Genomic DNA, 17,886 nt, shown 5'->3' with positions numbered 1-17,886 from the left:
CGAGATGGCATTGTAGGCCTGCAACTGGACTGATCGTAACGGACCGTATGTATTTGAATCATTTTATTTAAATACAATACCATGAAAATTCAACTGATCATTTCCCTGAAGTCAATCATAGTTACTATTCTCTTAGCGGTTTTCTCGTTCAATGCATTTGCCCAGCGGGACACGCTTTCAGTTGTGCATTTCGGCCTTATTTATCCTGTAAGTTCAAACGGACAGCGCGCTGCGAGCTACACAAACCGGTTTTCCCTTCACGCTATCGCCGGGGTATCAGCCAATGAAACTGGCGCTGCAATTGCAGGTGCGGCGAATCTGATCAAAAACAATGCGTCGGGCGGACAGATAGCCGGCGCAGTGAATCTGATCGGCGGGGAGGCGCGCGGCATGCAGGTGGCGGGGGCGCTCAATATGGTAGGTAAATCCTCTTCGGGCATTCAAATGGCAGGTTTTGGAAATATCGTCAAGGAGAAAGCCGAAGGTGCGCAGGTAGCAGGATTTATGAATTTGTCGGGTAGCGCAAAAGGTTTACAAATAGCCGGTTTTACCAATATCGCAAAGGATAGCGTACAGGGCGCGCAGGTATCCGGGTTTCTGAACAAAGCGGGGACGACCAACACGCAGGTGGCGGGATTCATGAACATTGCGAAGAAAGTAAAAGGCATTCAGCTCGCAGGCTTGGTCAATATTGCCGACACCAGCGATTACCCGATCGCCATCTTCAATTTTATAAAAAGCGGAGAAAAATCAATCGCACTTACATTGGACGAATCCATGACGAGTATCGCGTCTTTCCGCTCGGGAGGAAGGGTTTTGTACGGGATCGCAGGTATTGGATACAACCTCAAAAATAACCCCAAAGCGCTGTACTCCGTAGAGGCCGGATTAGGCGCGCACATTGGTATTGCCAATCATTTTCGGCTCAATGTGGAAGCAGTCAGTCACTCACTTTCCGACTTTGAAGGAGGGCATTATTTCAAGAACTCACTACGTGTTTTACCCGCCTACAAGCTGGGAAGCCGGTTTGAGGTCTTCGCGGGGCCTACCGTCAACTACGTAACGCACGAACGGGAGGGCGAGTTTAGCTTCGTAGAAAAGTACCTATGGAAGAACAACAAATCGACCGATTTTCAGGGAGTTTTCCTTGGTTTCAATGCGGGTATCCAGCTTATCCTTTGACAGCACAGGTCATTTTCACTCTAAATTGTTGTAAAATTCAGCAAAGGGCTGTCTTTATACCCATAACTCACTACTTCCATTGAAATTGTAATTTTCTCATAACCAGCTGGTTGTTGGCTTGGCCACTCTGAGGTATCATATTTTACCTTGGAGTGGTCAAACCAATTATTTACCAAAATAACGGATTATGAGAAAATTAGCATTTGTGGGTGTGTTTTTAGTCGCCGGGATGGTTGCTGCGTGTAATGATGACGACAATACAACTGACCCAACTCCCGTATTGCCTGAGTTGAAAGTGAGCACTACACTCTCCGGGGCGAACGAGATTCCCGCTAATACATCAACAGCCACAGGTTCAGTAGATGGTACATTAGATCAGGAATCAAGGATCCTGAAAATCAATATTCTGTACAGCGATTCCACTTCTTCCGACTCGTCGGCGACGGATTCTGTCTTCACACCAACGGCGTGGCACATTCACAAGGCACCGGCAGATTCGACCGGATCAGTGGTGATCGATTTTGGTACTCAATTCACCTCGCCTTTCGCATTCGTCGACACATTAACAGAAGCTCAGGTTGCCGATTTGAAGGCAGGTTTATATTATGTAAACATCCACAGCGCGAAATATCCGCAGGGGGAAATCCGCGGCCAGCTTAAAGCAGAAGAATAACCAAGAAATACATACTCAACGTTGCGTTATCACACGCTGCAAAAAAAAGAGCGGTATCCGAATGGATCCGCTCTTTTGCATTTATTGAAATTTCAGTTTATCAAAATAAGCCTTTTGCTTTCGCCAAGGCATTGTCCAGGCCGGAAGCGTCAGACCCGCCGGCAGTCGCGAAAAACGGTTGCCCGCCGCCGCCGCCACGGATTTCCTGCGCAAGTTCCTTCACGATCTTACCTGCATTCAAACCAGTTTCCTGCACGATATTTTCAGCGATAAATACAGATAACTGCGGTTTACCGCCGATTTCAGCACCGAAAACGGCGATAAGGTTCTCTATCTGGTCGCGCAACTCGTAGGATAATTGCTTCAATGAATCGGCGGATGGAACCTGCACTTTTTCTACGATCAGATTAAATGTTTTGTGCTTTTCCATATTCGCAACCAGCGACGTTTTCAGCGACTGGATCTTTTCATTTTCCAGAAAAGTGATCTTTTTCTGCAAATTGCTGCGCTCGTCGAGCAGGCTTTCCACTGCTTTTACAAGGTCGGTCGGACTTTTTAGCAGCTCTTTGATTTTTGTCAGAACCGCCTCCTGGTCACGCAACAATTCCAGTGCCTTCTCACCGGTTACTGCCTCAACGCGGCGAACACCAGCTGAAACGGAGCCTTCCGAAATAAATTTGAATACACCGATCTTCCCGGTTGAAGGCACGTGCGTACCCCCGCAGAGTTCAAAGGAATAGGTAGGGTCAAATATGATCAAACGAACGAAATCGCCATATTTTTCGCCAAAAGTAGCAGTCGCACCTGCATCCAATGCCTGTTGGATCGGCACGTTGCGGCGCTCGTCCAAAGCTATATTATCACGGATCTTTTCGTTGACGCGGTCTTCAATTTTTGCCAGTTCCTCATCGGTTACTTTGGTAAAGTGCGAGAAGTCAAAACGCAAAACTTCATCGTTCAGGTAAGAACCTTTTTGTCCGATGTGCGTGCCAAGTACCTCACGCATTGCTGAAAGCATTAAGTGGGTTGCCGAGTGGTTGGCCTGAATTTTTTCCCGGCGATTCAAATCGATCTTCGCAGTTACAATACCTGCATTCTGCAAAATATCATCCAGATTTTTATCCCGCGAAATGTGGACAAAAAGATCATTTTCCTTCTTAGTATCCACAATCGTAATCCTCCTTCCTCCTTCCTCCCTTTCTTCCCTTTCATCCCCCTTCAAAACCAGTACCCCCGTATCTCCAACCTGACCACCCATTTCAGCATAAAATGGGGTTCTATCCAATACAATATGATATTCTTCGCCGGTTTTGGTCTTCACTTTCCGGTATTTGACAATATGGCTGTGGGTTTCTTCAAAATCATAACCCAGGAACTCCACGCCGTCGGCTTCACGCAGCTCAATCCAGTCGGTCGCTTCTTTGGCTGCATCCTGGCGCGAGCGTTTTTTCTGTTCTGCCAACGCATCCTGAAATCCGGCTTCGTCTACCAATAAACCTTTTTCCCTGGCAATCAATGCAGTAAGGTCGACGGGGAAACCGAAAGTGTCGCTCAGTTCGAAAACTTCGTCGCCCGGAATGGTATTGATTCCTTTCGTTTTTAATGTAGTAGTGATCGTGTCCAGGCGCTTCAGACCAGATTCGAGCGTACGTAAAAAGCTCTTTTCTTCTTCCAGAATCACTTTTGCAACAAATTCTTCCTGCGCAGTCAACTCGGGGAAAACGTCTTTGAACTGGGCTGAAAGTACACTTACCAATTTATAGAAAAACGGTTCCTGAAAGCCTAAATAGGAATATCCATAGCGAACTGCACGACGCAAGATCCGGCGGATCACATAGCCAGCCTTCACATTGGAAGGAAGCTGGCCGTCGGTAATTGCGAATGCGACCGCACGGATGTGGTCGGAAATTACGCGCATCGCGATATCGGCAAACGGCTCTTCGCCCGAGCCATACTTTCTGCCGGAAAGCGTTTCCAAAACCTGAATCGTATTCTGGAAAACGTCCGTATCATAGTTCGAAGTTTTCTGTTGAATTGCCATGCAAAGGCGCTCGAAGCCCATTCCGGTATCTACGTGGGTAGCAGGCAGGGGAATCAGAGATCCGTCGGCTTTCCGCTCAAACTGCATAAATACCAGGTTCCAGATCTCCACAACCTGCGGGTGGTCGTTATTCACGAGTGACTTGCCCGAAACCGCCGCCACTTCTGCCGGAGTTCTCAGGTCAACATGTATTTCTGAGCAGGGGCCGCACGGACCGGTATCGCCCATTTCCCAGAAATTATCTTTTTTATTTCCAAGAATAATGCGGTCTTCCCCCACAATCCCTTTCCAAAGATCCCAGGCTTCCTGATCAAAAGGAACGCCGTCACTTGCATTACCCTCGAATACAGAAACGTACAGCCTGTCTTTTGGCAATTTGTAAACTTCCGTCAGCAACTCCCACGCCCAGGCGATCGCTTCTTTTTTGAAATAATCACCAAATGACCAGTTGCCGAGCATTTCGAACATGGTATGGTGATAAGTGTCAAATCCAACGTCCTCTAAATCATTGTGTTTACCAGAAACGCGCAGGCATTTCTGCGTATCGGCGATCCTTCTGGAAGGCGGGGTTCCGTTACCCAAAAAGTAGTCCTTGAACTGGGCCATGCCCGAGTTGTTGAACATGAGGGTAGGGTCATTTTTAGCAACCAGCGGTGCCGAATGCACGATAAGGTGTTCTTTGCTGCGAAAAAAGTCGAGAAAAGCCTGACGGATTTGATGCGAAGTCATTGTATAATTGTTGTACTAAGTCTCCTGAAATGAGCCGCAAAGGTAAAGAAATTTACGGATTGCCCTCGTGGCTTTCACGATATGATCGTTGATCGTTCCGGGGCTTACATTCAGCTCCAGGGCAGCTTGCCGGTGCGTTTTACCTTCCATTTTGCAAAGTCGGAAAATGCGTCTGCGCTGCGGTGGGAGCTGTCTGATCGCGATACTAAGCCATTTCGATCGCTGCTCTGCTGCAAGCTCGTCGGCAGCTTCGGCGGGAAGATCCTGATATTCGTATGCCAAATTTAGCAGCGCCTGGTGCTCGCGCAACAAGCTGGCGCGAATAGTTGCGCTTCTGTTTTTGCACATCGTGTAGAGATACGCGTCCATGCATTTGACTTTCGCCAATCGCTTTCGGTTTTCCCAGATTTTAAGAAAAACATCCTGCGTAATGTCCTGCGCGCCGTCGCTGCATTGCGAAAATCGCATGGCGTAACTTTGCACTTGCATGTGATATTGTTTGTATAAATTCTGGAATGCGCGCGAGTCACCTTCCTGGGATGACGTCAGTATTTCTTTTTCTGCAAATTGTCCCGTGTCTGGCAAGTGTGTCGTAGGATAGTGGATATCCGTCATCGCTGCACAAACCAGGCCGCTTTTGAAGCAAAAATTGAAAATTGCAGATCTGGTTATTGAATGGTCATAATTGCTATCTGAGACTAGTAAACCAATAATTTGCCGGTAAAGAGCTCTTCATGCTGATCACCCAAAACCTTTAATATGTAAATACCCGGGCTGAATCCAGCGCAGTTAATATCTGTCGTGCCGTTCTCTTTGACATTGAATTCGCTTTTAATCGCACCGGAAATATGGTAAACGCGGCCGGTCAGTTTTTGTCCATGCACTTTCCCTGTTTCTGCCGGCTGCAACTGGTATTGATTTCGGCTGATATTTTTCAAAACAAAATAGGGAGTGTCGCATTCGCTGGCCGCAAAACGTATTGCCGAGTATTCCGAGGTGCTGTCGAGGTCGACCTGCCGTAATCTGTAATAATTTCTCGCGCCGGGAAGCGAATCCACAAACTGGTATTCCCGATTCGTAATACTGTTTCCCAATGCATTTACACGCCCGATCTCAGCAAACCTGCGCGCGTCGGCGCTTCGTTCGATCGCAAAGTAATCCGCATTGATCTCTTCCGTGGTTGTCCAATGCAGCCGCACATTGCATTCGTTTATGTTAGCATGGAAATCAGCAAGCTTTACAGGGAGCGCTTCATTGATTATCGAACTGAAAAAAGCGAACACGACCGCAGTTACCGCAATTTCCTGAACCGTGAATTCCGACATTTCCACTGCTTCCCTGGTATCTGTGTGTCTTCTCAAAACAGGATAAGGATCTTCTTTTTTAAAACCAACAGGATACCTGTTCAGCGGGTCCTGAATAGCCAGACTGGATGGGCGGTTCATGACCAGCGAGGCTGCCGGACCAAAAACCGGGACACCGGGCACAGGCTTGGAATAGTGGTTTGCGACGGTAGACCAGTGCAGCGGAAATGCAGGGCTGTTTTTCCCGATACCCGTAATAAAGGTTTTCGATAACGGATTGTTACCCAAGGGAATGTCAAGCTGAATTTTTGCTAAATCCAATAGATCCGGTTTGCCCAGCAGGTAACTGAACATAATATAATCAAATGCATAGCTCTGCGCCATCCCGAAAGTCCCGTAACCGATATATCCTTTGAACGGGTGATAGGCGCCCCGGTAAGCGTGCGTTTGCAAGGTACGGGTATTATAGTTGGGTAAAATTTCACTTTCCAGTCGACCTTTGAACTCGGTTACAATCGTTTGGTCTGTCGGGAATTTGGTTGTGGCATACGCCCAGGCAGCTTTTACGGTGTGCTGCTGCCAGCTCATGGTCGCGTGAAATTCGTGCGGGATCTGTGCATAATAGGCTAGAAAATCGGTCTGATAGGAAACATCACCGGTGGATTTATACAGCTCTGCCGCTGCCCAGGCGCGGTTATCCCGGTCTTCGGGGTCAGGGTAGGGGCCTGCCGAGATTCCGGGCGTGACCACGGGCGCCGACGAATGCGAGTGCGCTTTCAAAAATGCCCACGCTTTTACAGCCTGCGCAATATAGGAATCGGCGTGCGCAGGGAAATAGAGTTTCAAGTTGCGGTAAGCCATCGCCATCGCAGCTGCGAACATAGCGGTTGACTGTGTAGTTTTTCCCGAGATATAAAGGGTATTCGTCTCTTCCTCAGGCAGTCCCGCCGACCAGGTTGCCGGAGTAACCCGAAAGTACACGCCGCCATCGGGTGCCTGCATGGATTTCAGCCAGGTTGTTTCATACATTGCTTCGTCCAGGATGTCGGGTATTTTGTTGCCGCTTTCAGGGATATTGAGGTGATTGTCCGGAAATTTTTCAGGGTATAGTTCAAAAGCGGTAAAAAGGATAAACAATGCGCTTGCTGCGGTGGGAACGTAGCGGCCGTAATCTCCTGCGTCGAGCCAACCGCCGGGCATTGGTAATTTCGTGCCGGGCGGATAATCTGTTGTGCTATACAAGTTTGAAGATGAGTGACTTGTATGGATTTCGGCAGTCGGGTCGGGTAGCCCGTTCCGGGCCCATTCCAGTGCATTAGCTTGTTGTAAAGTGCCTGATCTCTGGAAGTAAAGTGCCCTGGCAGTGTGAAAATAAGTTTCATCGTAAACATCCGAAGCTATTCTAAACTGTTCAGATCTACCATAACCCGGCACATACAAATGGTATTTACCCGGCGTTTTTACACCAGAAAAATCCAGCTCAAAAACCATTTCGCCGCTGAAAGCCGAATCAGCTTTGAGAAATGTGCTTTTGCCGGAAAATACCACATTTTCAGCTTCGTCAAGCAAATGGAAATCAGGCGTATTCTGCGGATCAATGGGCAAAAACCACGCGTCGCCCAGGAAGTTACCAAGCTTGCCCAGCTTTGGGCTGTCGGGCACGTAGCCAACCTGATTTGCTTTTACATTCCCAAAAATGGAAGTATCAGAATAGGTAAAAGTCGTGTCCAGTACAGCAGCGTTTCCTGCGGGATCTTTCAGGCTTTTTACCTCCAACCGGTATTCGAAACCGTTTTGAAGCGGTTGATCAAACACGAGAAACAGCTCCGATTGTACAATCGGAGTTCCTGATTTGGGCTTTAAACCGGTAACCTGCGACTGTCTGCCCACACGCGCAGGGTTTTTTGGCAGACCATAACCCGGCCCCGTCGCACTGCCAAGCTGGTAATTGGACACTTCGTAGCAGCTGGAAGTATCAAAACGCTCGTTAACCAACAACCTGATCACCTGATGCGAAAGTGGGCTTACGGAAATGACAGGCGGAGTATTGTCAGTTAATATTAGGTCGTCAATAAAGAAGGTTGTCCCGCTGGTGGGCGCGGTTGAGAATTCCAGTGATTCGATCGAACTGAGGTCGTATTCTTCTGTTTTCAGCGAGTCGATTGGAATTACTACTTCCTGGTAATCAGTGCCTATTGAAGTGGTTGCTGACAAATAAGGTAAAAGGTTGACCCATTTTCCTGCTGCGTAAAATGTAGTGAAACGAATTGCCGTGGTTTGAAGCGGCTTATTGGATTTTATGAAAAAGCGGAGTGCATCAAAGTGCGAAATATCGCCGCGCCACATGCCCGTGCATTCGAAACTTATTCTGGGCGAGTGCCAGTTATCAGGTTCCGCCTGGAAGTAGTAATTTCCGGTATGTGCATCCGGCCCGGAGAGAATCGATCCGTAGGCAGTTTTGCACGTTTGGGTTGCCTGATCTTCGCCATTCCAAAGGGTTTTATTTTGTGCAAAAGCAAACTGCGAGAGGCAGAAAGCGAGCAGAATCGGCAGCAGTGACTGTTTCATAAGAATGGTATTTAGCGTGCTGCATATATGACTGCCCGGGGCGCGGATATATATGCCTGGCGATGCAAACTATTTTCTAATGCAGCCTGCGGGCTATTTGCCGGGCAAGTGCCAAATCCGTTCAGAAGCGAGGCAGGAGTGAGTATAAACGGGAAAAGGGTTTCTTTTTTATTCGAAAAGCTTAACAAAGAATTAACACAGAGTCCCACTAATCGGGCAGATTCTTTTCAGGCTTCTAATTACTAACGCGCTACCAAAATGAAACCGTTTTCAGAGTTATCGGCAGAGGAGTTGGCGATGGAAAACCTCTTCATTCGCTGGGTGCGGTTCCCTGACGATCAGGCGATCCGTTCCTATTGGGAAAATTGGATCATCAAATATCCGTCACGGAAAGAGACGGTCGATAAGGCACGTGAGCTTGTACTGATCGCTTCCGACTGGAAGCCCGAAATGCTGTCAAACCAGGATGTGAATTCAATCTGGGGAAGGATCCGCAGCTCGCTGGATATGATCGGCGATCGTGATTCAAAAAAAGTATCTCCTGATGCACCAAATCGCGATTTTACAGCAAAAGGCATCATTCTCATACTGATGTCGGTCACCTTCCTTTTTTTTTTATTCTACTTTATTTTCGGTAGTCACTGACTAGCTTCTCCTCCCGCTTTTCCCAAATTGCTTGCATTGGAATTCAACCCTCTTTATTCACAGCATTTTTTTAGGTTATGTTCTTAAAGGAATATAGGTTAAGTCCTAAAAGTAGGATAACGGTGACATTCCTTTTCTGATATTTTTTAGGATTGTGAAGACGGTTTTTACAAATAAATATTAGTTAAAGAATATATTGACAACGTTCCCGATAACGATTGCATAAATAAACTTCCACGATTCTTTCCGATTTTCTAATCGAATTTCTATCCTGAGCCAGATTTCAGATTGTACTATCTGCTCAAAAAATATGGTTATTGAAATTGTTCAACTAAAGAATCCCGAAATCGAGCTCCCCAAGTTTCCTTACACTAGCACTTGTAATCGCAAGGTTACAGTTTTACTATTTGAAGAAAAAATATTGTTTTTCTTGTAAGGGTCGGTGTGAAAAACATCGTCAGCATTTAAATGTTCTGGTACAATTAATAGTAATCAAACTTACGCGTATGAAAAAAAACTTTACGACTATTGGTCAGCACGTAATACGGCTGACAATGGCGGGTGTTATTGTCACAGGCTTCGCTGCGCAGGCTGTGGCCTATCGCCCGGCCCGGAGTATCGTCTCGGTGATAGATCGGTCTGTGACTGGTAAAATACTTGCTACGGAAGATAAAACGCCTATTCCCGGCGTGTCAGTTGTACTGAAAGGCAGCCGCACGGGGACTAATACGGACGCAGATGGAAAGTATAAGATCGACGTGCCGGACAACGGCGCAGTTCTGGTGTTTTCAGCTGTGGGGTTTGTAACGCAGGAAATTGAAGTTGGAAATAAAAGCATATTGGATATTGAGCTCACCAGTGACTTGAAAACGCTGGGCGAAGTAGTTGTGGTAGGTTACGGAACGCAGAAAAAGAGCCAGCTGACCGGCGCGATTTCTTCCGTAGGCTCGAAAGAAATCGGCGAATTACCTATTACGAATGCAAGACAGGCACTGCAAGGTCGCGCGGCCGGTGTGGATGTGGTTCAGAATAGTAGTAAACCAGGCGCGGGGCCAACAGTAAGGATCCGCGGAAGAAGGTCGATCAATGCTTCCAATGACCCGCTTTATGTAGTAGATGGTATTCCGCTGGCAGGGAATATCGACGATTTCAACCCCAATGATATTGCCTCGATGGAGGTATTAAAAGATGCTTCCGCGACCGCTATTTACGGTTCACGCGGTTCCAATGGCGTTGTTTTGATCACTACAAAACGTGGCAAGCCAGGAAAAACGGTGGTGAGCTACGACGGATATTACGGTTCTTCCAAAGAGCTGGGAAAAATCGACGTGATGAATGGGGAAGAGTTTGCGGAATACAAGCGAGAGTCGCGAAGAGCAGTTATAGATGCAAAAACTGGTTTGCCACTTTACCCAGCCGGTCCCGCGACACCGGAAGCGGATGCCAAGTTATTTGAACCGATAGAACTGGATGGTATTAAAAACAACCGCTCTACGGATTATCAATCTTTTCTGCTGCGTCCGGGAAGGATTCAGAGCCACCAGGTAGGAGTACAGGGTGGAAATGAGAAAACGCAGTTTGCGATCTCAGGTAACTATTTCAATGACAAGGGGATCATTTATAATCAGGACTTTACCCGTTATACTTTCCGCATCAACCTGGATCACCAGATCACCAAACGCATCAAGGTCGGTACTTCGATGATGGGTGTTTATAGTACCCGGAATGGCGAGAACTTCAACCCTTACGGAGGAGCGTTAGCAGAAAACCCGCTTGGAAAACCTTACGATGATAATGGAAAACTGATCTTTTTGCCTACTTCCGACGGTTTGAGAACCAACCCGATCGCCGAAATTATTCCCGGCGCGCAGGTGGATTTGACCAAGCGTTTCAGGATATTCAACAGTATTTATGCAGAATGGGCAATTCTGGAAGGTTTGAAATACCGCGTCAACTTCGGCCCTGATTTGAACAATCGCCGGATCGGACGTTTCACCGGATCGCAGACCAATGCACGTCGCGGCGGCGAACCTACCGGTTACCAGTTCAATGAATACCAGTTCAATTATACATTGGAAAACATTTTAATGTATAACAAACAGCTGGGCGGCAAGCATAACCTGGGTGTGACTGTTTTACATTCATTGCAGAAAGACGATCTGGAACAAAACTTTATTAATGTAACGGGTATCCCGGCTGAGAGTCAGCAGTTCTATAACCTTGGCCAGGCTACGATTATCAGTGGGGTAGCTTCATCCCTTTCACAATGGGTGCTCAACTCTTACATGGCGCGCGTTAATTACGATTTTAATGAAAAATACCTTTTTACATTAACAGGCAGGTATGATGGTTCGTCAAGGTTTGGAGCAGATACTAAATACGGTTTCTTCCCCTCGGTGGCGGTCGGCTGGAATATCAGCAGCGAGCCTGTCTTGAAAAACGTGACCTGGGTGGACGAACTGAAGTTACGCGCCAGCTATGGATCCACTGGTAACACAGCGATTAATCCATATCAAACGCAGGCTTTGCTTGGCCGGACTTCTTATGCATTCGGAGCAGCAGGCGCTTTTGGATACGCACCCGGCTCGCTGGGTAACGCGCTGTTAAAATGGGAATCAACCACGACAGGTAATATCGGTTTGGATTTCAGTGTATTTAAAGGCCGCGTTTCTGGTTCTCTTGAATACTATCAGGCAGATACGAAAGATCTGCTTTTGCTTGATCAGCTGCCAATTACCAGTGGTTTTAGCGAAGTTCGCCGCAATGTCGGCAGCACGCGCAATACTGGTATTGAGGTTACTCTATCTACTGTCAATATCGACGCGCCGGGCGGTTTTCGCTGGAATACTGATTTTCAGCTGACAAAGAACAAAGAGAAAATCCTCGAACTTTTCAATGGTAAAGTAGATGATATCGGGAATGCACGGTTTATCGGGCAGCCGCTTACTGCTTATTTTGATTACAAAAAAATCGGTATCTGGCAGACAAGCGAATTGGAGCAGGCTAAGAAATACCAGGCTGTACCCGGACAGATCAAAATTCAGGATACGAACAACGATGGCAAAATTGATCCGTTCGACCGCGTTATTCTTGGATCTCAGGTTCCCAAATTCTCCGGCGGTATGACCAACCGTTTTGAATACAAAGGTTTTGACCTTTCGATATTTGTATTTGCAAGATTCGGAAGTATGTTCCGCAGCTTGTTCCACCAGGATAATATGACGCTGGCTGGTCGCTACAACAATCTGGATATTGATTACTGGACACCTGAAAATCCAACGAATGAGTTTCCAAGACCAAATCAAAGCCAGGAGTTCCCGCCATTCCGCTCTACGGTGTTGTATTTTGATGGAACGTTTATCAAGGTTCGTAACATCAACCTGGGCTACAATTTCCCTGATAAGTGGACAGAAAAAATGAAAATAGGAAGTCTGCGCGTGTTTATGAGTGCCCAGCAACCATTTATTTTCTCGGAATACAGAACCAAATACAAGGGTATAGACAACGAAACGGACGGAGACATCGAAGCTAACCAGACTCCGGCTGTGAGACAGATCACGTTTGGTCTTAATGTGAAAATCTAGTTTTACCCAACAGCTATCAATACTAATCTCAAAGAAATATGAAAGTGTTATTTCGATTTAAAACAGTATTGGCTGCCGTGCTCCTGTTGGGTGCGCAGTCGTGCAACGACCTCCTTGATGAGACACCAATCTCGCAGGTTGGAAGTGAATATATCAATACAGCAGCAGGTTTTGAGTCGGCTGTAAAAGGGGTTTACAGCTCTTTAAGAACCTATTACGGAACAGAAGATGCGATGACGCTGAGCGTCTTCGGGACGGATACCTACACAATGGGTGCGGATGGCGCTTATAAATTTGTGAATGAATACACTTCGCAGATCGACGGGCGGCTGGTGGTCACCAACTACATTTGGAACAATCTGTACCCGGCGATCAACACGGCGAATATCGTGCTCGATGTGGCTCCGAATATGACTGCATTGGACCCTGCGCTTGTGAAGCGTCGCGTGGCCGAAGTGAAGTTTTTGAGAGCGCACCATTATTTTATTCTGGTTCAAATGTTTGGTCCGGTCTCGCTGGTAACGAAAGGAAACCTGGTAGCGCAGAAGGAATTTACACGCGCACCGGTTCCTGAAATCTACGCGCAGATCATTTCCGACCTCGAATCCGGGCTGCCTGACCTGGGCTTAGCGACTTCTGATTATGGCCGGGTTACCAAAGCGGCTGCGGAACATTTGCTGGCCAGGGTATATTTGACCAAAGCAACCTCGGAAGCGAAAGCGGCTGACGATTATGTAAAAGCGGCTACTTATGCTGAAAATGTGGTCAAGAATTACTCATTTTCGCTTTTGCCTGATTTTGCAAGTGTTTGGTTACAAGGCGGCGGCGAGATCAATAACGAGGTAATTTTTGCTACCCAATATACTTCGGATCCATTGACGAACGGAATCGGAAACCGTACCCACTTGTATTTCGGGATGGAATATGACACGCAGGCGGGAATGCAGCGTGATACCGAAAATGGCCGGCCGTTCAAACGTTTCAGACCGACTACCTATATGCTCGAAACGGTTTTCGCGCCAGCGAACCGCGTGAATGATTCCCGGTACAAAAAGACTTTCAAAGACACATGGAAAAGCAATAAGCCGGGGAAATATACAAACCTGTTCGATACCTCGAAAAAGGAGCTGACTTTTGCTTCGGGCGACACCACGATCTTTATTCCAGGCTATGAAATGACGCTGGAAGAGCGGGCTAAACGACCATATCAGGTACTTACTCCTAGCCTGTACAAAGCCAACCTGTTCCCTGTGAACCGCAAGTTTTTGGATGCACTTCGCCCCGACCGTACTTACGAGCAGGGAAGCCGGGATTTCCTGATGTTCCGTCTGGCAGAGACGCATTTGATTGCTGCTGAGGCTTATATCAGACAGGGTAAGGCTGCCGAAGCTGCTGCTCACATCAACGTAGTACGTCGTAGAGCCGCGTGGCCGGGCAAAGAAGCTGCCATGGAAATTACACCTGCAAAAGCGACGATGGAATTCATCATGGAGGAACGCGAGCGCGAACTGGCCGGCGAAATGTTCCGCTGGTTTGACCTGAAACGCTGGGGTAACCTGGTGGAAAGAGTGAAGCTGCACAATCCGGAAGGAGCCGCAAATGTGAAAGAGTTTCACAACCTGAGACCAATCCCACAAGACCAGATCGACCGCACCGCCGGCGGCCCTGCTGCATATCCGCAAAATCCGGGGTATTGAGGGTGAGAGGGTAACAAAGTTTTTTAAATAAATAACGCAGACCAGAATTACCGAAACTAAAGGCGACAAGCCGATGGTGAAAGTACTTCCGGTCTGCGCTTTTTTTTGGTAAAAATTCAAAAAAATAAAAAGGGTGTAGAAATAGTGCTAAGTCACTGATAATTAACTACTGACTCCTAAAACGTATAATAGTGTTAAGTGTAGCTGCGGTGACATTCTGAAATAGCACTGTCAGGGCAGGAAAGATTCAATTACGTCTGGGTAAATTGATATAATTCAATCACCTACTTAATTAATCTTTTCTATTTAAAAATGAAAAAAGGATCTACCTGGCTCCTCTTGCGAGTGGCGGTGGTATGTATGCTGGCGGCGATCTGTGAGATCAGCGCTGCCCATGCTACCAATGTCAATTCAACTATTGAGTCGGTTCCTGCTGAACAGAAGGTCAGCGGAACGGTATTGTCAGCGGACGACAGTTCTCCGGTTCCCGGGGTAACGGTCCTCGTAAAGGGCACGACCCTTGGAACTACTACGGATGTGGAGGGGAAGTATGAGATCGGTGTTCCTTCTGCCAGTTCGATTCTGGTCTTCTCTTCGGTAGGTTATCTGACGCAGGAAAAAACGGTTGGAAACGCTACGAAGGTAAATGTAAGTCTCGCCAGCGATCAGAAAGCGCTCGATGAAGTGGTGGTGGTAGGTTATGGAACGCAAAAGAAGCGTGACCTGACGGGCGCAGTGTCGCAGATCAACACCAGCAAATTGGAAAATGAAAATCCGAACTCAGTCCAGGACATTCTCCGGGGTAACATTGCCGGGCTGAATGTGGGAATGTCGCCCTCTGCAAAGGGTGGGGGCAGCCTGCTGGTGCGCGGTCGTAACTCGATCAATGCCAGTACCAGTCCGCTCCTTGTGCTCGACGGCGCGATTTACTACGGTGAGCTTTCAGACATCAATCCCAATGATATTGAGACGATCGACGTATTGAAAGATGCCAGCTCGGCTGCGGTTTTTGGTTCAAAAGCAGCGAGCGGCGTGATTTTGATCACGACTAAAAAGGGAGTGGAGGGAAAAGCGCGGGTTAATGTAAATTCCAACGTTGGTCTTGGTACGATTTCCAAAAAGCAGCCGGTATTGGGCGCAGACGAGTTCATTGACTGGCGCGGCGGGGTAATGAAAAACATCAATGCGAGCTACAAGCCTTTCCAGTTTGAAAATCCAGCCGGCCTCCCTTCCAATATCTCCGTTGACGACTGGATGGCGTACGACGGTTCAACCGGCGATCCGACCACAGTTTGGTTGCAGCGTTTGGGGATGCAGCCGATCGAAATTGAAAATTACAAGGCCGGAAGGAGTGTCGACTGGAATTCCAAAGTCTTCCAAACTGGTAAAAGACAGGACCATACCGTAAGTTTATCGGGAAAAAAGGACGCTGTGTCCTACTTCATGTCGCTGGGTTACCTGAGCAATGAAGGTATTATTACAGGCGACAAGTTTAGTACGGTAAGAGGACGGGTTAACCTCGAAGGGCAGGTTGCCAAGTTCTTTTCGGTAGGGCTCAATGCCCAGTTCGCAGACCGGGACGAAAGTCAGGTAGCTGTGGATTATGGTCTTGCCAGGATACTTTCCCCCTGGGGTTCCGAATTTGAAGCCGACGGAAGCTACAAGTGGAGACCGAATAACGAAGCCAGCGGCGGTAACCACCCGTATTACGCGCGGCAATTCATTGACAGAAGACAGAAAATTACGACACTGAATACCACACTGTATGGTTTGGTGACGCTTCCTTTTGGCTTTTCATACCGGATCAATTACACGCCCAGGTTTGAGTTTTATGAAAGGTTCAACCACGAATCGGCGAAGCATGCGGAATGGGCTGCAACGGGCGGAAGCGCGAGTCGGCAGAACCAGAAAGAATTCCGCTGGCAGGTGGATAACATCCTTAAATGGAACAAAACGTTTGGCAAACACAACTTTGACCTGACCTTACTGGCCAACTCGGAAAAGTACCAGCAATGGGATAACACGATGACCAACAAGGGTTTTCTGCCTACTGATGCGCTAGGCTACCACGGGATCAGCACAGGTATTAACCCAACTGTTTCTGCCTACGACGAGTACAGTACCGGCGACGCTGCGATGGCGCGGTTGTTCTATTCATGGAAAGACAAATACATGGTCACGCTCTCGACCCGCCGAGACGGATATTCCGCATTCGGGCAGGCAAATCCGCGTGCTACTTTCGCGTCTGTTGCATTGGGCTGGGTGTTTACGGATGAGGAGTTCTGGAAAAGCAGCTGGATGAATTATGGAAAGCTGCGTGCAACCTGGGGAAGTAACGGTAACAGGGATATCGGTCTTTACTCGGCGATCTCGGATTTGCAAACAGGTAAGTACCTGCACGTCAGACCAGACGGAACGGTCTATCTTGCCAACCAGCTGTATGTGAACAGAATGCAGAATGCCAACCTCCGCTGGGAGCGCACTGCGTCTTATAACCTGGGTATCGACTTCGGTTTGTTTGATAATAAACTGGAAGGATCGCTGGAAGTGTACCGCTCGTCTACCACTGATCTGCTTGTGCAGCGTGCATTGCCCGATATTCTAGGGTTTAGCTCAGTTTGGGATAATCTTGGAGAAGTTCAAAACAGGGGTATTGAGGCTACCCTGAATTCGGTGAATATGAACCGCGAAAATTTCTCGTGGCGGTCGACTTTTACATTTCAACTAAACCGGAATAAAATCGCCAGACTCTACGGAGATCTTGACGAGAACGGCAGGGAAAAAGACGATGTAGCCAATCGCCGTTTTATCGGACATTCACTTGACGAGATCTGGGATTATAAGATACTGGGTGTGTGGCAGGTAGAAGAACGCGACCAGGCTGCAAAGTATGGTGTGAAACCCGGCGACTTCAAATTGGAAGACGTAGACGGCGACGGGAAATTCACGAATGCGGATAAACAATTCCAGGGTTTCACCAACCCGCGTTTCAGGTGGACGCTGAGAAATGATTTCAAACTCTTCAAAACGCTTGACGTAGGTATCTCGGTATATTCCTATTGGGGCCACAAATCTCCTTTCAATCAACGTAAGAACCGCGACGGATTCCTGGATCGCACCAGCTCTTACCGCTTCCCTTACTGGACCGAGGAAAACCGCTCAAACGAATGGGCGCGACTGTATTCCAGCGAAGGTGGCGCGAGTGGTTTTGGCGTGTATCAGGACCGGTCATTTATTCGTCTTGATAATATTTCACTGGGCTATTCTTTACCGAAAAAGATGATTGAAAAGCTGAAAGTGGACAATCTCAAATTCTTCTTCTCTGCTAAAAACCTGGGCTACTACGCGCCTAAGTGGGATTGGTGGGATGCAGAACCGGACGATAATAACGCCAATGTGCCGTCGCCCCGGATTCTCAGTGTGGGTATAGATCTGACCCTGTAATTAGTCAAAACAGAAAAGC

Annotated in this window: 9 protein-coding genes; 6 read left to right on the top strand and 3 right to left on the bottom strand. The window is 47.7% G+C overall.

Annotated elements, in window-relative coordinates:
• The first annotated feature begins 81 nt into the window (after nucleotides 1–81).
• Both KOD92_RS03010 and KOD92_RS03005 read left to right on the top strand, forming a co-directional pair.
• The gene (locus KOD92_RS03010; protein WP_215232028.1) at nucleotides 82–1,182 is read left to right on the top strand and encodes a hypothetical protein; all 1,101 of its coding nucleotides are present in this window, start codon (nucleotides 82–84) and stop codon (nucleotides 1,180–1,182) included.
• Nucleotides 1,183–1,369: 187 nt separating this feature from the next.
• Nucleotides 1,370–1,855 (top strand): CHRD domain-containing protein, encoded by a 486-nt coding sequence (locus KOD92_RS03005; protein WP_215232027.1) that lies wholly within the window; start codon nucleotides 1,370–1,372, stop codon nucleotides 1,853–1,855.
• Nucleotides 1,856–1,955: 100 nt separating this feature from the next.
• Here KOD92_RS03005 and alaS read toward each other — a convergent pair whose 3' ends face one another.
• The 3 genes from alaS to KOD92_RS02990 form a co-directional block, all read right to left on the bottom strand.
• Nucleotides 1,956–4,625 (bottom strand): alanine--tRNA ligase, encoded by a 2,670-nt coding sequence (gene alaS / locus KOD92_RS03000; protein ID WP_215232026.1) that lies wholly within the window; start codon nucleotides 4,623–4,625, stop codon nucleotides 1,956–1,958.
• A 15-nt stretch (nucleotides 4,626–4,640) separates the two neighbouring features.
• Nucleotides 4,641–5,240 (bottom strand): RNA polymerase sigma factor, encoded by a 600-nt coding sequence (locus KOD92_RS02995; RefSeq protein WP_215232025.1) that lies wholly within the window; start codon nucleotides 5,238–5,240, stop codon nucleotides 4,641–4,643.
• Between the two features lie 83 nt (nucleotides 5,241–5,323).
• On the bottom strand, nucleotides 5,324–8,497 hold the full coding sequence (locus KOD92_RS02990; RefSeq protein WP_229254497.1) for a glycoside hydrolase family 9 protein: 3,174 nt from the start codon (nucleotides 8,495–8,497) through the stop codon (nucleotides 5,324–5,326).
• 258 nt (nucleotides 8,498–8,755) lie between these two features.
• On the opposite strand from KOD92_RS02990, the gene KOD92_RS02985 reads away from it, so the two are divergent.
• From KOD92_RS02985 to KOD92_RS02970, 4 genes are all read left to right on the top strand, one after another.
• Nucleotides 8,756–9,142, top strand: coding sequence for a hypothetical protein (locus tag KOD92_RS02985; RefSeq protein WP_215232024.1), 387 nt, complete (start codon nucleotides 8,756–8,758; stop codon nucleotides 9,140–9,142).
• Nucleotides 9,143–9,648: 506 nt separating this feature from the next.
• Nucleotides 9,649–12,726: a SusC/RagA family TonB-linked outer membrane protein gene (locus KOD92_RS02980; protein WP_229254496.1), complete on the top strand. Its 3,078-nt coding sequence runs from the start codon at nucleotides 9,649–9,651 to the stop codon at nucleotides 12,724–12,726.
• Nucleotides 12,727–12,764: 38 nt separating this feature from the next.
• Nucleotides 12,765–14,423, top strand: coding sequence for a RagB/SusD family nutrient uptake outer membrane protein (locus tag KOD92_RS02975; RefSeq protein ID WP_215232023.1), 1,659 nt, complete (start codon nucleotides 12,765–12,767; stop codon nucleotides 14,421–14,423).
• Between the two features lie 312 nt (nucleotides 14,424–14,735).
• Nucleotides 14,736–17,867, top strand: a complete 3,132-nt coding sequence (locus KOD92_RS02970; protein ID WP_215232022.1) for a SusC/RagA family TonB-linked outer membrane protein — start codon at nucleotides 14,736–14,738, stop codon at nucleotides 17,865–17,867.
• Nucleotides 17,868–17,886 lie beyond the last annotated feature (19 nt).

It is taken from the genome of Dyadobacter linearis, from assembly GCF_907165045.1.
Taxonomy (GTDB): domain Bacteria; phylum Bacteroidota; class Bacteroidia; order Cytophagales; family Spirosomataceae; genus Dyadobacter; species Dyadobacter linearis.
This window is presented reverse-complemented; position numbering and strand designations above follow the sequence as displayed.

Bases quoted from the DNA above. Each gene is read 5' to 3' on its own strand.
- KOD92_RS03010 (WP_215232028.1), top strand. From the start codon at position 82: ATGAAAATTCAACTGATCATTTCCCTGAAGTCAATCATAGTTACTATT.
- KOD92_RS03005 (WP_215232027.1), top strand. From the start codon at position 1,370: ATGAGAAAATTAGCATTTGTGGGTGTGTTTTTAGTCGCCGGGATGGTT.
- alaS (WP_215232026.1), bottom strand. From the start codon at position 4,625: ATGACTTCGCATCAAATCCGTCAGGCTTTTCTCGACTTTTTTCGCAGC.
- KOD92_RS02995 (WP_215232025.1), bottom strand. From the start codon at position 5,240: ATGACGGATATCCACTATCCTACGACACACTTGCCAGACACGGGACAA.
- KOD92_RS02990 (WP_229254497.1), bottom strand. From the start codon at position 8,497: ATGAAACAGTCACTGCTGCCGATTCTGCTCGCTTTCTGCCTCTCGCAG.
- KOD92_RS02985 (WP_215232024.1), top strand. From the start codon at position 8,756: ATGAAACCGTTTTCAGAGTTATCGGCAGAGGAGTTGGCGATGGAAAAC.
- KOD92_RS02980 (WP_229254496.1), top strand. From the start codon at position 9,649: ATGAAAAAAAACTTTACGACTATTGGTCAGCACGTAATACGGCTGACA.
- KOD92_RS02975 (WP_215232023.1), top strand. From the start codon at position 12,765: ATGAAAGTGTTATTTCGATTTAAAACAGTATTGGCTGCCGTGCTCCTG.
- KOD92_RS02970 (WP_215232022.1), top strand. From the start codon at position 14,736: ATGAAAAAAGGATCTACCTGGCTCCTCTTGCGAGTGGCGGTGGTATGT.